This window comes from Pseudoduganella rivuli, from assembly GCF_009674485.1.
In the GTDB taxonomy this organism is placed as follows: Bacteria; Pseudomonadota; Gammaproteobacteria; order Burkholderiales; family Burkholderiaceae_D; genus Rugamonas; species Rugamonas rivuli_B.
Genome location: NZ_WKJJ01000010.1, coordinates 69567 through 83266, shown reverse-complemented (window position 1 = coordinate 83266; position 13700 = coordinate 69567). Strand labels below are relative to the sequence as shown.

The window sequence follows — 13700 nt, the reverse complement described above, 5'->3', positions numbered from 1 at the left end:
TACAGAAGGTGCCGGGGACAACCAGGCCCACCCTTCAGGAGAAGTACATGATCCACTCGCTCAACGCAGCGCTTTGCGCTGTCGCCTTCAGCCCACCTCTTTCCCACACTGCGTGGTACTGCGCCGGATAGCCTGTGTTGGCAGGCTATGGGGTCTCAAACCTGCATAGAAATTATCAGCCGAGGCAGCTCTGTTGTTAGCGCAACCGACTGCTAGTATGAAGAAGTCGCCCCATTACCGGTGCGACATTGCTGTGTGCTGATCAATGGAGGCAAGCATGAAACCTACGGCCATCGGCGCGATGGCTGCAGCCTTGCTGGCAGGGTGCTGGTGCACCGCGCTGGCACAGCAGGCTACAGAAACTGGCGCCACACCGCAGGTACAGATTAGCAGGGCGACTGCAGAACCGGCCTACCGGCTGGCGCCGCAGGAATTTGACAGTTATGCCCGCCCGTACCTGCTCGACAACGGCATCGTGATTCATTTTTTCCAGCGGCGCCGCCAGTACTTTACGCAGATGTATAACGAAGCACCCGTTGAACTGTTGCCCCAGGCGCCCGGTAAATTCACTACCGCGCTGGGAGCAAAAGTTGAATTCATGGATGAAGGCGACACAATCGCCGTGACCCACCTGGACCGCATCCCCTACACAGGGCTGGTGCCGGTTTCGCCTGATCGCGTCTATATCGCGAGCCGCTGACGGGCAGCCCCGGGCGGCCCATCCTTTAACAATACACAAATGACTGTGCCGCAGTACGCGGCGGTGCAGTCGCGCGCCTGCCTGTCGCAGTGCGCGCCCCCACATGACGTCTATACCAGGAAAATTTATGAAAAACGCAATCCACGCAGTGATCTTCAGCGCAGTTTTGATGGGGACGGCATCGGCCGCACCGCAAGGCGCCGGCGAACAGAAAGATGCCGCGCCAGCCGCCGTCACCAGCACCTATGAGCTGGGCAACAGCGAGTTCGATGACTATGCAAAGCCGTTCATGCTGGAAGATGGCCGTCGCGTCAGTTTCACGCAGCATATCGGCAATTATTACGTGCAACTGGACCGCGAGCCGCGCATGAAAATGCTGCCGCAGGCGCCGGGCGTCTTCATGACCGCCAACGGCGTCCGCATCCAGTTCCGTGATGACGGCGATACGGTGTCGATCCGCGATTACGAAAAACTCGCCGCCAAAGGCAAGCAGACCGCTGGCGACATCGTGATGGCGAAACGTTAAGCGCTCAGCGCAGGCTGGATATCTTCGCGCTGCGCCAGCAGCGCGAAGATATCGTCTTTCGACAGCACATAGCGTTCCAGCAGCACATCCTTGATGGCGTCCATCGCGGCGCGGTAATCGCCGATGGCGCGCAAGGTGTAGCTGTACAGTTCGTCGGCCTTGGTTTCCACTTGCAACAGCGTGTGTTCGCCGCTGGCGTCCTGCTTGAACTGGCTATAGTCCAGTTTCGAGCGCGAATACATCGACAAGCGGTTGACCATGGTGTCCAGCATCGACGTGGCCTTCTGGATATCGTTCTGGCTGCCCACGGAAATACCGCGCGCGCCGTAAAACAATTCCTCCGCCGCCACGCCGCCATACAGCTGGATCACGTCGCGTTCCAGTTCTTCCAGCGTGCGCAGTGACATGTCGTCGCCCGCCGACAGCACATAGCCCAGCGCGCCCAGCTTCGACACGGATTCCGTGCTGATCTTCAGCAAGTGCGACTTTTCCTTGATTTCCGACAACGCCATGCCGGCGCGCAGGTACGGATCGATTTGCATGAAGAAGTGGCCCAGTTCGTGCAAGGCGATGCGTTCGCGCTGACGGTCTTTTTCCGCCGTGGTGGCGCGGTCCGTCAAGCCGATGGTGGCGCGCTCGAACGCGCGGAACATCATGTCGGTATCGATGACTTTGCCTTCCTGGATCGAAATCATGCTGGCCCGTTCCACCACGGTTTCCAGCAGGGCCGGGCTGAGGTTGGCCGTGATTTCCGCCACTTGGTCCAGGTTCATGTCGTCCCAGTTGACGCAGCCTTCCTGCTTGCGTTTCAGGAACGATTCGACCAGCGCGCTCCGCTCGCTCTTGTTTGGCAGGCGGAAATTGATCTTCACGGAAAAGCGGCGCAGCATCGCTTCATCCATCTGAGAATTGTTGTCGTCGAAGTTGGACGCCACTACCCAGATCACGCCGGCGCCTTCTTCGCTCTTCACGCCATCGAGCAAGCCCAGCAGGGTATTGGCCGTATCGTCTTCCCATTTCTTTTCGCCACGGCCGCGGGGCATGAACAGGGCCTGGGCTTCGTCGAGGAAAATGATGCAGTTGCCGCGCGCGCAAGCCTTGCGGTACAACGCGTTCAGCGCCTTGGAGCCGCCGCCGATATAACCCGATTCCAGCGCGGAACCGGAGGCCTGGATCAGTGGAATATTGAGGCGCTTGGCCAGGTAGCCGGCCAGCTTGGTCTTACCCGTGCCCGCAGGGCCCGTCAGCATCACATTGAACGGCTTGTCAATGTTGTGCGACTTGTACACGCGGCGGTTGCGGATCATGTCTTCCAGGTGCAGTACTTCCTGCTTGATGTCCTCCATGCCGATCAGGTCGTCCAGGCTGCCTTTGAGCTGGTCTGGCGACAGCACGGTGGCGCTCGGGCTCATGCCGGGCAAGCCGAATTTCAACACGAACAGCAACAGCACCACCACCAGGATGTCGAATGCATGGCGGCGCAGGAAGTCGCTGGCCCCCGCCATGGCGCCGCCTTCGTCCTGCAGCACAGCCTTGTGCGACGCCAGCCATGCATCCTGGGCAATCGCATACGGAATGCCGTTGCGCAGCAACACTTCTCGCTCCAGGCTCAGGTGCGACGTGCTGGGCACCTTGACCACGTGCAGCACAGGCGCGTCCTTGAATTTATAAATATAGCGGGGCGCTTCCGACAACGGTTTTGCCACCACCAGGTATTCCAGCAAGTCTTTTTGCGCCGCCAGCGCCGTGATGCGGGAAATATCCTGCGTGCGCTGGATCGGGCTGGTGTCTTGCGGTACATCCGTGCTCCATACCGCCAGCGCAACGGCCAGCGCAATGCCGGCCAGCAAAGCAATACGGACCCAGGTGTTTTTCAGCGCGAGCTGTAATTTATATAAATTGAACATGGCAGTAATAAAGCAGTGACAAACGGGACCACGCCGCAGCGCGACGTTGGGGCGCTGTGGGACGCGGCTTGTCCGGCTGGCGCGCGGAGCGGGGCGTGGCCAGCGACTATGCCGGGAGGCAATGGAATATACACGCGACTATAGCGGCGTTTGCCTCATTTGGGGGCATGGGGAACGAGAAAAAAATGTGCGCCGCAACACAGTGGAAAAAGCTGCAATGCCTTGATTGCAAAAGATTTTTTCAGAATGACAAGAATTGCCCGTTGGCTTTTATTTGCGCTTTTCCAACTCGGCGTATTTGCGCTCCAGTTTGGCAAACGTGCCATCGCGGCGCATGGTGTCCAGCGTCGTATTCATGCGTTCAACCAGCGCGTCCGGCACGCTGGGATTGCATGCCAAATATACTTTCACGCGGTGGAATGTCAGCAAGGGAACGATTTCCCCTTTTTCACCGGCCAGCTCGGCCGGCACGGAGGCGCCGGCCCGCAAGCCCACGGCCCACAGGTCGATCCGGTTCAACAACAGTTTCTTGGGGTTGGACGCATCGTTGGGCGCCGGTTCCACGTTGAAGCCGCGCGCCCGCAGGAATTCGTCGCGGGCGTCGCCGTTATAGGTGCCGATGCGCAGCGAGCGGGCGTCGTCCAGCGTGCGCAGCTGGAATTTATGGTCGGCGCGGCCGACAAACACCCATTCCGCTTCGTCGGTGGGGCCGATCCACTTGAATTGTTTTTCCCGCTCCGGCGTGCGTGACGTCGAGTACACGCACGTGTTCTTTTGCTGCTGCGCCATGGTGAACGCGCGCTTCCACGGCAGGATGTCGATCTTGTAAGCGATGGCGGAGCGGCCCAGCATGTCGCGGATTTTTTCCGTCTCGCGGCCGGTGATTTCCTCGCCTTCCTTCATGCTGGCGGGCGGTGAATGTTCGGCGACGATGAACAGCGGTTCCGGCGGCGTCTGAGGGGCCGCCATCACGGCGGGCGCCGCGGTCAGCAACGCCACGCAGGAAAATCGCTGGTAGGCTTTCATTGTGAGAACAGCATAGCATGGCCCCTGGGAAAGTTGCCAAGACGAATCGTGTGGCCGTGCTTATTCCGGCGCGCCGCGACGGTACAGGCGGAACCGTTCCTGGCGGTCGGAAATGCGGCGACCTTCCCACAGCAGGGTCCAGTGCGGCGCGCGGTAGGCCGGCACGATTTCCTGCTCATCCGGCACACGCAAATTATCCTGCAGCAGCAAGACGTTGCAGCGCCCGCCCTTGACGCCGACAAACGGCAAGTGGCCGAAATAAGCGAACGACGCGCGTTGCGCGGGACCGGCATTGGATTCGATGCAATCGGTATCGGCCGGCAAACTGGACGCCGCCTGGCGCGCCACGGTGGCGTAGCTCTTGCTGTAGTTCATGTCCGGCAGGAACAGCGTCATCAGCAGGATCCAGACCAGGATCACGCCGCCGGACGACAGCACGACAGCGCGCCACAGCACGGACGGGCGGCGCGACAGGCGCCAGTGCACCAGCACGAACCAGCCTGTCGTGGCCAAAACGGCCACCAGCACGGCCATGGTGTCGAATTGCGGCACGAAGCCCGGCACCAGCTTCAGCGCGTTATGCGACGCCTTGGCGGGCCAGCCGTTCAGCTTGGCGTTCCAGAACAGCCACAACGTGGCGGCGCACAGGGTCAGCACCATGACGGAGAACCAGTCGATGGCGTTGATGGCGCCCCGTTTCATGGTCAGCAAGCCAAAGGCCGCCATGATGGCCAGCGGCGGCAGCAACAGCAGCAACTGGCCTTGCTCGGGCGCGGGATGGAACAGCGCCAGCAGCGCGGCCATGCTGACGAACGTCACCGGCACCACGATGTGCAGCACGCGCTTCTGGCGCCGCCACGCATAAATGGCCCAGCCCGCAAACGGCCACGCCGGCCAGAAGAACCACATGCCCACGCGGAAGAAATAGCGCACGGAATTACCGGACAGCAGCGCCAGTTGCGCATAATTCCACTGCATCCAGCCCGGCAGCGGCGACGCGCCATACGGCTGCGCCATGGACGAGGCGATGGCCCACGGCGCGATCAGCAGCGCGGCGACAGCGATGGCCAGGGCCAGGTCGCGCATCGTGCGGCCCAGCGGTTTTTCCAGGAAAGCGCCGCACAGCAGCAGCGCCAGCGTAAAGAAGGCGGGAGCGACCCAGCCACGCGCCAGCGCCATCAGGCCCAGCGCCATGCCGATCAGCGCCGCGTTGCGCAGCGACGGCAATTCCATGTAGCGCACGGAGCGGTACAAGGTCAGCGCCAGCAGCGATACCTGCAGCGGCTCGGACGTGGTCATGTGGCTGTGCACCATCAAGCCCAGGCAACCCAGGTAAATCAGGACGGCGGCGTCGGCCAGCGTGCGGCCAAAGGAATCGGGGTCCGGTTGGCCGCCAAAGGCCAGCTTCAATGGCTGGGCATCCTGGCGGCGGCCCAGCGCAAACGTCACGTACCACAGCGACAGGGTGCCCAGCAGGAACACGCCCACGGTGGCCACGCGGGCTGCCAGCACGTCGCCCAGCAGCCAGCCGAACAGCTTGATGCACAGCGCGCCGAACCAGAACGCCAGCGGGCCTTCATCGGGGATGGACAGGCCGGCAATGTTGGGCCACAGCCAATCTTGCCACGTGCCGTGCGCCATCGTCCACATCACGCCAAAACTGGCGGCATCGTCATTCTTCCACGGTTCGCGGCCGATCAGGCCCGGCAGGATATACAGCATGCCCAGGGCGAACAGCGCCCAGCGGGGCAGCGCAAGAGTGGCGGCGGCGGGAAGACGGACTGGCTTCATCGGGAACTAAGGCTTAAGGAAGAAACAAGAGTATGACGCAGTGACGCATGGCGGGTGAAAAAAAAGGCAGCCGAGGCTGCCTTTTTTCGTGCTGCGAGGCTGATTAGCCTGCTGCAACGGCGGTTTTCGAACCGACTTTGCCGAACTTCTGGCGGAATTTTTCCACGCGACCGGCGGTGTCGACGATCTTGTGCTGGCCGGTGTAGAACGGGTGCGATTCCGACGAAACCTCGATCTTCACCAGTGGGTATTCTTTACCTTCGTGGGTGATGGTCTCACGGGTCTGGATGGTCGAACGGGTGATGAATTTGAAATCGCAGGACACGTCGTGGAACAGGATTTCGCGGTATTCTGGATGGGTATCGACTTTCATGTGCTTCTCTCTAAGTGTAGGTAGCCAAACAGCACTTCGGCGGTCACTACTGCATCTCGACCCGATTGCCGCCCACTTGCCTGGGGTTAAAAACAACCTGCGATTATACAACGGTTGCCGGGGAGCGTAAACGCCCCCCGTAAAGGCTTAACCGCCGCGGCGCATCAAGTCGAAGAACTCGACGTTGGTCTTGGTCGCCTTCATCTTGTCGAGGATGAATTCCATCGCTTCGATCTCGTCCATCGAGTACAGCAGCTTGCGCAGGATCCAGATCTTTTGCAGCTGGTCGGCCTTGATCAGCAACTCTTCGCGGCGCGTGCCCGATTTGTTCAGGTTGATCGACGGATAAGTACGTTTCTCGGCCAGGCGGCGCTCCAGGTGCACCTCCATGTTGCCGGTACCCTTGAATTCTTCGTAAATCACGTCGTCCATGCGCGAACCGGTTTCGATCAGCGCGGTGGCGATGATGGTCAGCGAACCGCCTTCCTCGATGTTACGGGCGGCGCCGAAGAAGCGCTTCGGACGCTGCAGCGCGTTGGCGTCGACACCACCGGTCAGCACCTTGCCGGAGGCAGGGATGACGGTGTTGTAGGCGCGGGCCAGGCGGGTGATCGAGTCCAGCAGGATCACCACGTCTTTCTTCATTTCCACCAGGCGCTTGGCTTTTTCCAGCACCATTTCCGCAACCTGCACGTGGCGGGTGGCCGGTTCGTCGAAGGTCGATGCCACCACTTCACCGCGCACCGAGCGTTGCATCTCCGTGACTTCCTCGGGACGTTCGTCGATCAGCAGCACGATCAGCGTGACATCCGGATGGTTGGCCGTGATGGCGTGCGCAATGTGCTGCAGCATCACGGATTTACCGGATTTCGGCGACGCCACCAGCAAGCCGCGCTGGCCTTTTCCGATCGGCGCGATCAGGTCGATGATACGGCCCGTGATGTTTTCCGCGCCGTTCATTTCGCGTTCCAGGCGCAGCGGCTCGTTCGGGTGCAGCGGCGTCAGGTTCTCAAACAGGATGCGGTGTTTCGAGGCTTCCGGCGATTCGCCGTTGACCTTGTCTACCTTGACCAGGGCGAAATAGCGCTCGCCGTCTTTCGGCGTGCGCACTTCACCTTCGATGGAATCGCCGGTGTGCAGGTTGAAGCGTCGGATCTGCGACGGAGAAATATAAATGTCGTCAGTCGATGCCATGTAGCTGGCGTCTGGCGAGCGCAGGAAGCCGAAGCCATCTGGCAACACTTCCAGGGCGCCGTCGCCGAAAATCTGTTCGCCGGCTTTCGCGCGCTTTTTCAGGATTGCAAACATCAATTCCTGTTTGCGCAAGCGCGCCGCGTTGTCGATATCCAGGCCGATCGCCATCTCCAACAGCTGGGAGACGTGTAAGGCCTTCAGTTCAGATAGATGCATATTGTCTGAGTGTCCCGTGACGGGAAAGTAAAGGTAGGGGAGGGAACTGCGTGGGGTTGATCAAAACGGGAAACGGTATGGTCCGCTTCCCTGCAATCTAGGACAGCGCTGCGGGCGCAACGCCGCCGTATTTTACACAATATTACTCAAATATTGCTGTCGATGAAAGACGTCAGCTGGCCCTTGGCCATTGCGCCGACTTTCTGGGCAGCGGCGACACCGTTCTTGAACAGAATCAGGGTCGGGATGCCGCGAATACCGAACTTGGCCGGCACGGCCTGGTTCGAATCCACATCCAGTTTGGCGATGGTCAGCTTGCCATCGTATTCCTTGGCCACTTCTTCCAGGATCGGGGCAATGCTCTTGCAAGGACCGCACCATTCAGCCCAGAAGTCGACCAGCACAGGGCGGTCGGATTTCAGTACGTCGGCTTCGAAGGATGCGTCGGTGATGTGTTTGATGTTTTCGCTCATGTTGTTCTCACGTTATGGGAATGTCGCCTGGATGATTATGCCATTTGTTTCTGGATGCCGTCCTGGGGCTGCCTGGATGACAGGCTGCAAATGGTGACCGTATCCAGGAATTCAACAGTGTGCAACGGTTTGGAAGGCAGACTGGAAGTGGTGGACAAGCGGATAGCAGGCGGGGAATGGCTCAAATAATAACGCATTTTTGCCGCCTGTGCGGATTTTGCGCAAATTGTCGCGTGGAAATTGATTAATATCAAGCTTGCCACAAACTTATGCGCTGCGGCGGGGGCGGCGGTGCATGCGGGCCAGGTTGACCAGGTCGCTCAATTCCACCAGCGCCACCGGCTTGGCGCAGGCGCCCAGGATCGTCAAGCCCTGCGCCATGGCCAGCCGTTCCGCGGCTTTCAGGACGCCGCTTTCCATGCCGGACAACAGCACCACGGTGCCCGTATAGCCGTGTTCCGCCACGTGGCGCAGGAATTCGATGCCATCCATGTCCGGCATCGACAAGTCGCACACCATCAAATCGGGCGGGTTCGTTTGCAGCATCGCCAGTGCGGCTTTCGAGTGGTTGGCGGTGGCGACATTGAAATCACCCAGGTCTTCCAACATGTCTTCCAGCAGTGACAGCTGGAATGGGTCGTCGTCAAGCAGCAATACGCGCAGGGGATCGGCGGCAGAGGCGCGGTCGTTCAAGTGTGGCATCGATCGGGTATCAGTATTAATCGTCGTTGGCAAAAGTCGTGTTGGTCATGATTTGTTCCGTGACCAGGTCCAGCAGCGGCCACAAGCGGGCCATCAGGTTGCGGGCCTGGATGGCGCCGGCTTCTTCGTGGGGCAAGTGCTCCAGATCTTCGCACAGATCGGCCATGCCTAGCGCGCCAACCGTGCGGGCGGCCGACTTGATGCGGTGGCCCAGTTCGCGCACGCGGTCCAGGTTGCCTGCCTTCATGCAGGCATCGATTTCGTCGAAGCCATCCTTGGTGGTGTGCAGGAACTTGAACGCAAACTTGCGGATCTTTTGCGGGTGGTAGCCCAGCAACTGCGCCAGCACGGACAAATCGATAATGGCCGGGTCGCCCGACAGCGTCGGCTTGTAACTGCCGCCGAGGCGCTGCGCGGCCCGTGCTTCGGCTTCATCGACGCGCTGCGCGGGCAGCCAGTTGGCAATGGTCTGGTACATCAGCGCGGGCTGGATCGGCTTGGAAATGAAGTCATCCATGCCGGCATCGAGGCAGCGCACCCGGTCTTCGCTGGTGGCGGTGGCGGTCATGGCCAGCACGCGCAAGTCCGCCAGCCGGGGATCGGCGCGGATGCGGCGGGTCGCTTCCAGCCCGTCCATCAGCGGCATTTGCACATCCATCAGGACGCAGTCGAAGCTGGCCTGGCGCAGCAATTCCAGCGCTTCCTCGCCATTGTTGGCCAGGCAGACGGAGGTGCCCGCTTCCTCCAGCATTTCCAGCGCGATTTGCTGGTTGAACGTATTGTCTTCCACCAGCAGGATGCGGGCATGCTTCAGCGATTGCATGACGGCCGCCGTGCGGGCGCTGGCGACCAGTTCGGCCGCCGCATCGCTGACGGAACTGATAATTTCCGGCACCGCGCGGCTCGACACGCCCAGCAGCGCCGTGAACCAGAACGTGCTGCCTTCGCCCGGCGTACTGGTCACGCCCACTTCGCCGCCCATCAATTGCGCCAGTTGCTTGCAGATGGCCAATCCCAGCCCCGTGCCGCCATGCTCGCGCGTGGTGGACGTATCGGCTTGCTGGAACGACTGGAACAATTTGGAGATTTCCTGCTCGGACAAGCCGATGCCGTGGTCGCGCACTTCGAAGCGCACCTGGCATTGGCTGGTGTCCGACAGCACGTTGATCACCTTGACGACGATGTTGCCCTGGTCGCTGAACTTGATGGCGTTGTTGGTGTAATTGATCAGGACCTGGCCCAGCCGCAGCGGATCGCCGCGCAACACGGGCGGCAGTTTCGGGTCGATATCGAATACCAGGTTCAAGCCTTTGCCGGCGGCTTTCGGCGCCACCACCGTGGTCAAGGTCTGGATCACGTGGTCGAGTGCGAAATCCACGTGCTCGATTTCCAGCTTGCCCGCTTCGATCTTGGAAATGTCGAGGATGTCGTCAATGATGCCGAGCAAATGCTCGCCGGCGAAACGGATCTTTTCCAGGTAGTCGCGCTGGCGCGGATCGAGGTCGGTTTTCAGCGCCAGGTAGGCCATGCCGATCACACCGTTCATCGGCGTGCGGATTTCGTGGCTCATGTTGGCGAGGAACTGGCCCTTGGCCTGGCTGGCTTCCTCGGCCAGTTGCTTGGCCTGGTCCAGCTGTTCCGTGCGGCGCGCCACCCGTTCTTCCAAGTGTTCGTTCAATTCGCGCAACTCGCGCTCGGCGCGCTTGCTGTCCGTGATGTCGATCGACATGCAGATCAGGTAGGCGGGCTGGCCCTGGTCGTCCAGCACGGGCTTCTTGAACGTACGCAGGTGGCGCTGTTCGCGCAAGGTCGGATTCCACACGGTTTCTTCGTAATCGACCAGCACGCCGCCGGCAAACGTGTCGCGGTCGCGCGCTCGGATCATGGCCACCACGTCCGGCGAATGGAACGGCGAGTCGTCGCCGCTGTTCAATTCATGGAAGCGGAAGCCGAATTGCGCTTCGCACGCGGGGTTCATCAACTGGAACCGGCCGTCCGGCGACTTGATGTACAAGCCGATCGGCATGATCTTGATGATTTCCTGCAGCCGCTGTTCGCCCTGGCGCAGCGCATCCTCACTGCGCTTGCGGTAGCTGATGTCGGTCAGTCCCACCACCGCCATCGGCGTGTCGCCCAGTTCATCCTTCATCGGCTCGGCATTGACGGACAGCCAGCATTGCGTACCGTCGGGCTGGTGCACGCCCATCACCACGTCACGTACGGAGCGGCCCGATACCAGCGCCAGGTAGACAGGGTGTTCGTCGCGCGCAAAGATGCTGCCGTCTTCATGCACACCCGGCCACAATCCCGCACCGGGCTGGGCGGCCGCGCCCAGCATGCGCGTGGCGGCGGCATTGCTTTCGAGGATCAGCCCGTCGCCATTCAAGACCACCAGTCCATTGGTGACGGCATTGAACACGGACGCCATGCGGCGGCTTGAATTGCGCAGCGCCAGGTCGGCCAGGCGGCGGTCCGTGATGTCCGTGATCATGGCCAGCATGCCGGCGTAGGCGCCCGTTTCATCGTTGACCTGCGTGGTCGACAGCAAGCCCCACAAGGTCGAGTGGTCTTTCCGGAAGAAACGCACATCGCCCTGTTCGGCCTGGCCGGACGGGCGGCGGCGCTGGTGCTGGCGCAGCAACGCCTGGCCGTCGTCATCCATGAAGGACGCCATCGGCAAGTCGATCATTTCTTCCACTTCATAGCCCAGCATGCGGGCCATGGTGGGATTGACGAAGGTGGTGCGGTCCTGGGCATCGGTCATCCAGATGCCTTCGGCCGCCGTCTGCACGATCTGGCGGTAGCGTTCCGTGGATGCCTGCATGGCTTCCTCGGCACGCTGGCGTTGCGTGACGTCGCGCAGCGAGACAATCGACAAGCCCTGGCCAGCCAGCTGGATCGGCGCGATGTGCACCATGGCCGGGAACTGGTTGCCGTTGCTGCGGTGTGCGGTCAGCACGCGGCCCGGCAAGCCTGGGCGCGACATCAGTTCGCGCGGACGGCCCGGCGTGCTGCGCATGGTATCCGGCACCAGCAAGTCCAGCGACAATCCCGCCATGCTGTCGTAGCCGAAGCACTCCGCGCTGACGTGATTGGCCTGGCGCACGATGCCATTGCGGTCCGCCACCAGCATGGCCGACGGCGCCGCATCCAGGATCGCCGCCACGCGTGCTTCTTCGGCCGCCGCGCGGTCGCTGATGTCGCCCAGCGTGCCGGTCATGCGCAGTGCGCGGCCATCGGCGCCGCGCGTCACGACCATGCCCCGGCCCAGCACCCATTTCCAGCTGCCGTCCTTGCAGCGGATGCGGAATTCGCACGACAAGCCGATCTTGCCGTCAGTGGGACGCTCGGCCTGCACCATGAATTCCTGGTCGACGCGGCTGCGGTCATCCGGGTGCACCATGTCGAGCAATTGCTGCACGGTGGGCTTGAATTCCTGCGGTTGGTAGCCGAGGATTTCGCAATAGCGGGGCGACAGGGTCAGGATATCGGCCACCGGTTGCCAGTCCCACACGCCTTCGCCGGAGCCTTCCAGTGCAAACGTGGTCAGGCGCTCCGCCTTGACGGCGCGCTCGGTGGCCTCATTGAGCGCCAGTTGCATGCGGTGGATACGCCACCATGCGATGCCGCCAAACAACAACACCATGACCGCCAGCGTGACGCCGAATTGCCATGCGCGGTAATCCGGCAGCGGCTGGTACAAGAAACCGTCCAGGCTGGTGTTGGCCGGCATCATGCCCAGTTGGGCGTACGTGGCCGCAATGGCTTGCCACCGCTCCGGATTGCTGTAGCCCAGCTCGATCAGGCGCTGTTCCAGCAATGGAATGGTCTGCTGCGCTTCGTACATCAAGTGTTCGCGCGTATTGCTGCTCGGATAGCGCGCACGGATCAGGTCGGCAATTTCACCGGGATGTTCCATCGCATATTGCCATCCCTTCAACGTGGCGGCGCGCATGGCGGCTGCCCGCTGCGGATGTTCGCGCAGTTCGCTTTCCGTGGTGAACAGGTTGTCGCCATAAAAATCGATGCCGGCGGTGCGGGGCGACAGGATGTCGTATTTCAGGTTGCCGCGGTCCAGCACGTAGGGCGCGGACGTCAGGTAAGCCGACATCGCGTCGACCTTGCCGCTGATGAGATCGTCCAGGTTGTAGCTGTGGTGGACGCGCTGGTATTTGTCCTTGGTGACGCCGAAATTGTTCAGGTACGCCTGCAATTCCTCATTGCTGGGTGACAACATGATGCGCTTGCCGGCCAGGTTCAGCGCTTCCCCCTTGTCGCCGCGACGGGCAATCAGGACGGCCGGCGAATGCTGGAAAATCGACGCCAGTACCACGACAGGATCGCCTGCGGCCCGCTTCAGCAGCAAGGAACTGTTGCCGACGCCATACTGGGCCTGGCCTTCCACCACGGGGCGGACGGTATCGATGTCAGGCTTGCCTTCAAGTAATGTCACTTCCAGGCCCGCGTCGCGGTAATACCCCTTGTCTTGTGCGGCGTAATAGCCGGCGAACTGGAACTGGTGGCGCCATTTCAGCTGCAGCGTGACGTGCTCCACTGCCCAGGCCGGCATTGCCGCGCAGGCAAGCGCTGCTGCGGCCGCGATGCGGCGCAGGCGCGGCAGGAACAGTGAACGGCGGTGCTGCAAGGAGCTTCCCTTTCGATTGGTCGGAACGGGAGCGAGCCCGTTCATGTCGATCAACTATAGCATCGAAGCTCAAGCCCGGTGTCGGAATTTACTGACGGCAAACTCTATGGGGAGTATCGGACTTTCAGGATGGTAGTGAATGGCGTC

General features: G+C 61.3%; 10 protein-coding genes. 2 read left to right on the top strand and 8 right to left on the bottom strand.

From position 1 onward, the window contains the following. The first annotated feature begins 277 nt into the window (after positions 1-277). A complete protein-coding gene (locus tag GJ700_RS16845) occupies positions 278-700 on the top strand; it encodes a hypothetical protein (protein ID WP_154375909.1) in 423 nt (140 codons plus the stop codon). Between the two features lie 127 nt (positions 701-827). Then, positions 828-1226 (top strand): hypothetical protein, encoded by a 399-nt coding sequence (locus tag GJ700_RS16840; protein WP_154375907.1) that lies wholly within the window; start codon positions 828-830, stop codon positions 1224-1226. On the opposite strand, the gene GJ700_RS16835 is transcribed toward GJ700_RS16840, so the two are convergent. The 8 genes from GJ700_RS16835 to GJ700_RS16800 all read right to left on the bottom strand — a co-directional run bounded on the left by GJ700_RS16835 (position 1223) and on the right by GJ700_RS16800 (position 13553). Beyond that, the gene (locus GJ700_RS16835; RefSeq protein WP_154375905.1) at positions 1223-3133 is read right to left on the bottom strand and encodes an AAA family ATPase; all 1911 of its coding nucleotides are present in this window, start codon (positions 3131-3133) and stop codon (positions 1223-1225) included. The genes GJ700_RS16840 and GJ700_RS16835 overlap by 4 nt on opposite strands. 270 nt (positions 3134-3403) lie before the next feature. After that, positions 3404-4159, bottom strand: a complete 756-nt coding sequence (locus GJ700_RS16830; protein WP_229507058.1) for a substrate-binding periplasmic protein — start codon at positions 4157-4159, stop codon at positions 3404-3406. Positions 4160-4219: 60 nt separating this feature from the next. Then, a complete protein-coding gene (locus GJ700_RS16825; protein WP_154375903.1) occupies positions 4220-5950 on the bottom strand; it encodes an ArnT family glycosyltransferase in 1731 nt (576 codons plus the stop codon). 103 nt (positions 5951-6053) lie between these two features. Further along, entirely contained in the window at positions 6054-6323 is a 270-nt protein-coding gene (locus tag GJ700_RS16820; protein ID WP_154375901.1) for a type B 50S ribosomal protein L31, read from the bottom strand. Between the two features lie 147 nt (positions 6324-6470). After that, positions 6471-7733 (bottom strand): transcription termination factor Rho, encoded by a 1263-nt coding sequence (gene rho, locus GJ700_RS16815; protein ID WP_154375899.1) that lies wholly within the window; start codon positions 7731-7733, stop codon positions 6471-6473. Positions 7734-7879: 146 nt separating this feature from the next. Further along, on the bottom strand, positions 7880-8206 hold the full coding sequence (trxA, locus tag GJ700_RS16810; RefSeq protein WP_154375897.1) for a thioredoxin TrxA: 327 nt from the start codon (positions 8204-8206) through the stop codon (positions 7880-7882). Between the two features lie 267 nt (positions 8207-8473). Beyond that, positions 8474-8908, bottom strand: coding sequence for a response regulator (locus GJ700_RS16805; protein ID WP_154375895.1), 435 nt, complete (start codon positions 8906-8908; stop codon positions 8474-8476). Positions 8909-8924: 16 nt separating this feature from the next. Then, positions 8925-13553: a PAS domain S-box protein gene (locus tag GJ700_RS16800; protein ID WP_229507057.1), complete on the bottom strand. Its 4629-nt coding sequence runs from the start codon at positions 13551-13553 to the stop codon at positions 8925-8927. Positions 13554-13700 lie beyond the last annotated feature (147 nt).

Bases quoted from the DNA above. Each gene is read 5' to 3' on its own strand.
- GJ700_RS16845 (WP_154375909.1), top strand. From the start codon at position 278: ATGAAACCTACGGCCATCGGCGCGATGGCTGCAGCCTTGCTGGCAGGG.
- GJ700_RS16840 (WP_154375907.1), top strand. From the start codon at position 828: ATGAAAAACGCAATCCACGCAGTGATCTTCAGCGCAGTTTTGATGGGG.
- GJ700_RS16835 (WP_154375905.1), bottom strand. From the start codon at position 3,133: ATGTTCAATTTATATAAATTACAGCTCGCGCTGAAAAACACCTGGGTC.
- GJ700_RS16830 (WP_229507058.1), bottom strand. From the start codon at position 4,159: ATGAAAGCCTACCAGCGATTTTCCTGCGTGGCGTTGCTGACCGCGGCG.
- GJ700_RS16825 (WP_154375903.1), bottom strand. From the start codon at position 5,950: ATGAAGCCAGTCCGTCTTCCCGCCGCCGCCACTCTTGCGCTGCCCCGC.
- GJ700_RS16820 (WP_154375901.1), bottom strand. From the start codon at position 6,323: ATGAAAGTCGATACCCATCCAGAATACCGCGAAATCCTGTTCCACGAC.
- rho (WP_154375899.1), bottom strand. From the start codon at position 7,733: ATGCATCTATCTGAACTGAAGGCCTTACACGTCTCCCAGCTGTTGGAG.
- trxA (WP_154375897.1), bottom strand. From the start codon at position 8,206: ATGAGCGAAAACATCAAACACATCACCGACGCATCCTTCGAAGCCGAC.
- GJ700_RS16805 (WP_154375895.1), bottom strand. From the start codon at position 8,908: ATGCCACACTTGAACGACCGCGCCTCTGCCGCCGATCCCCTGCGCGTA.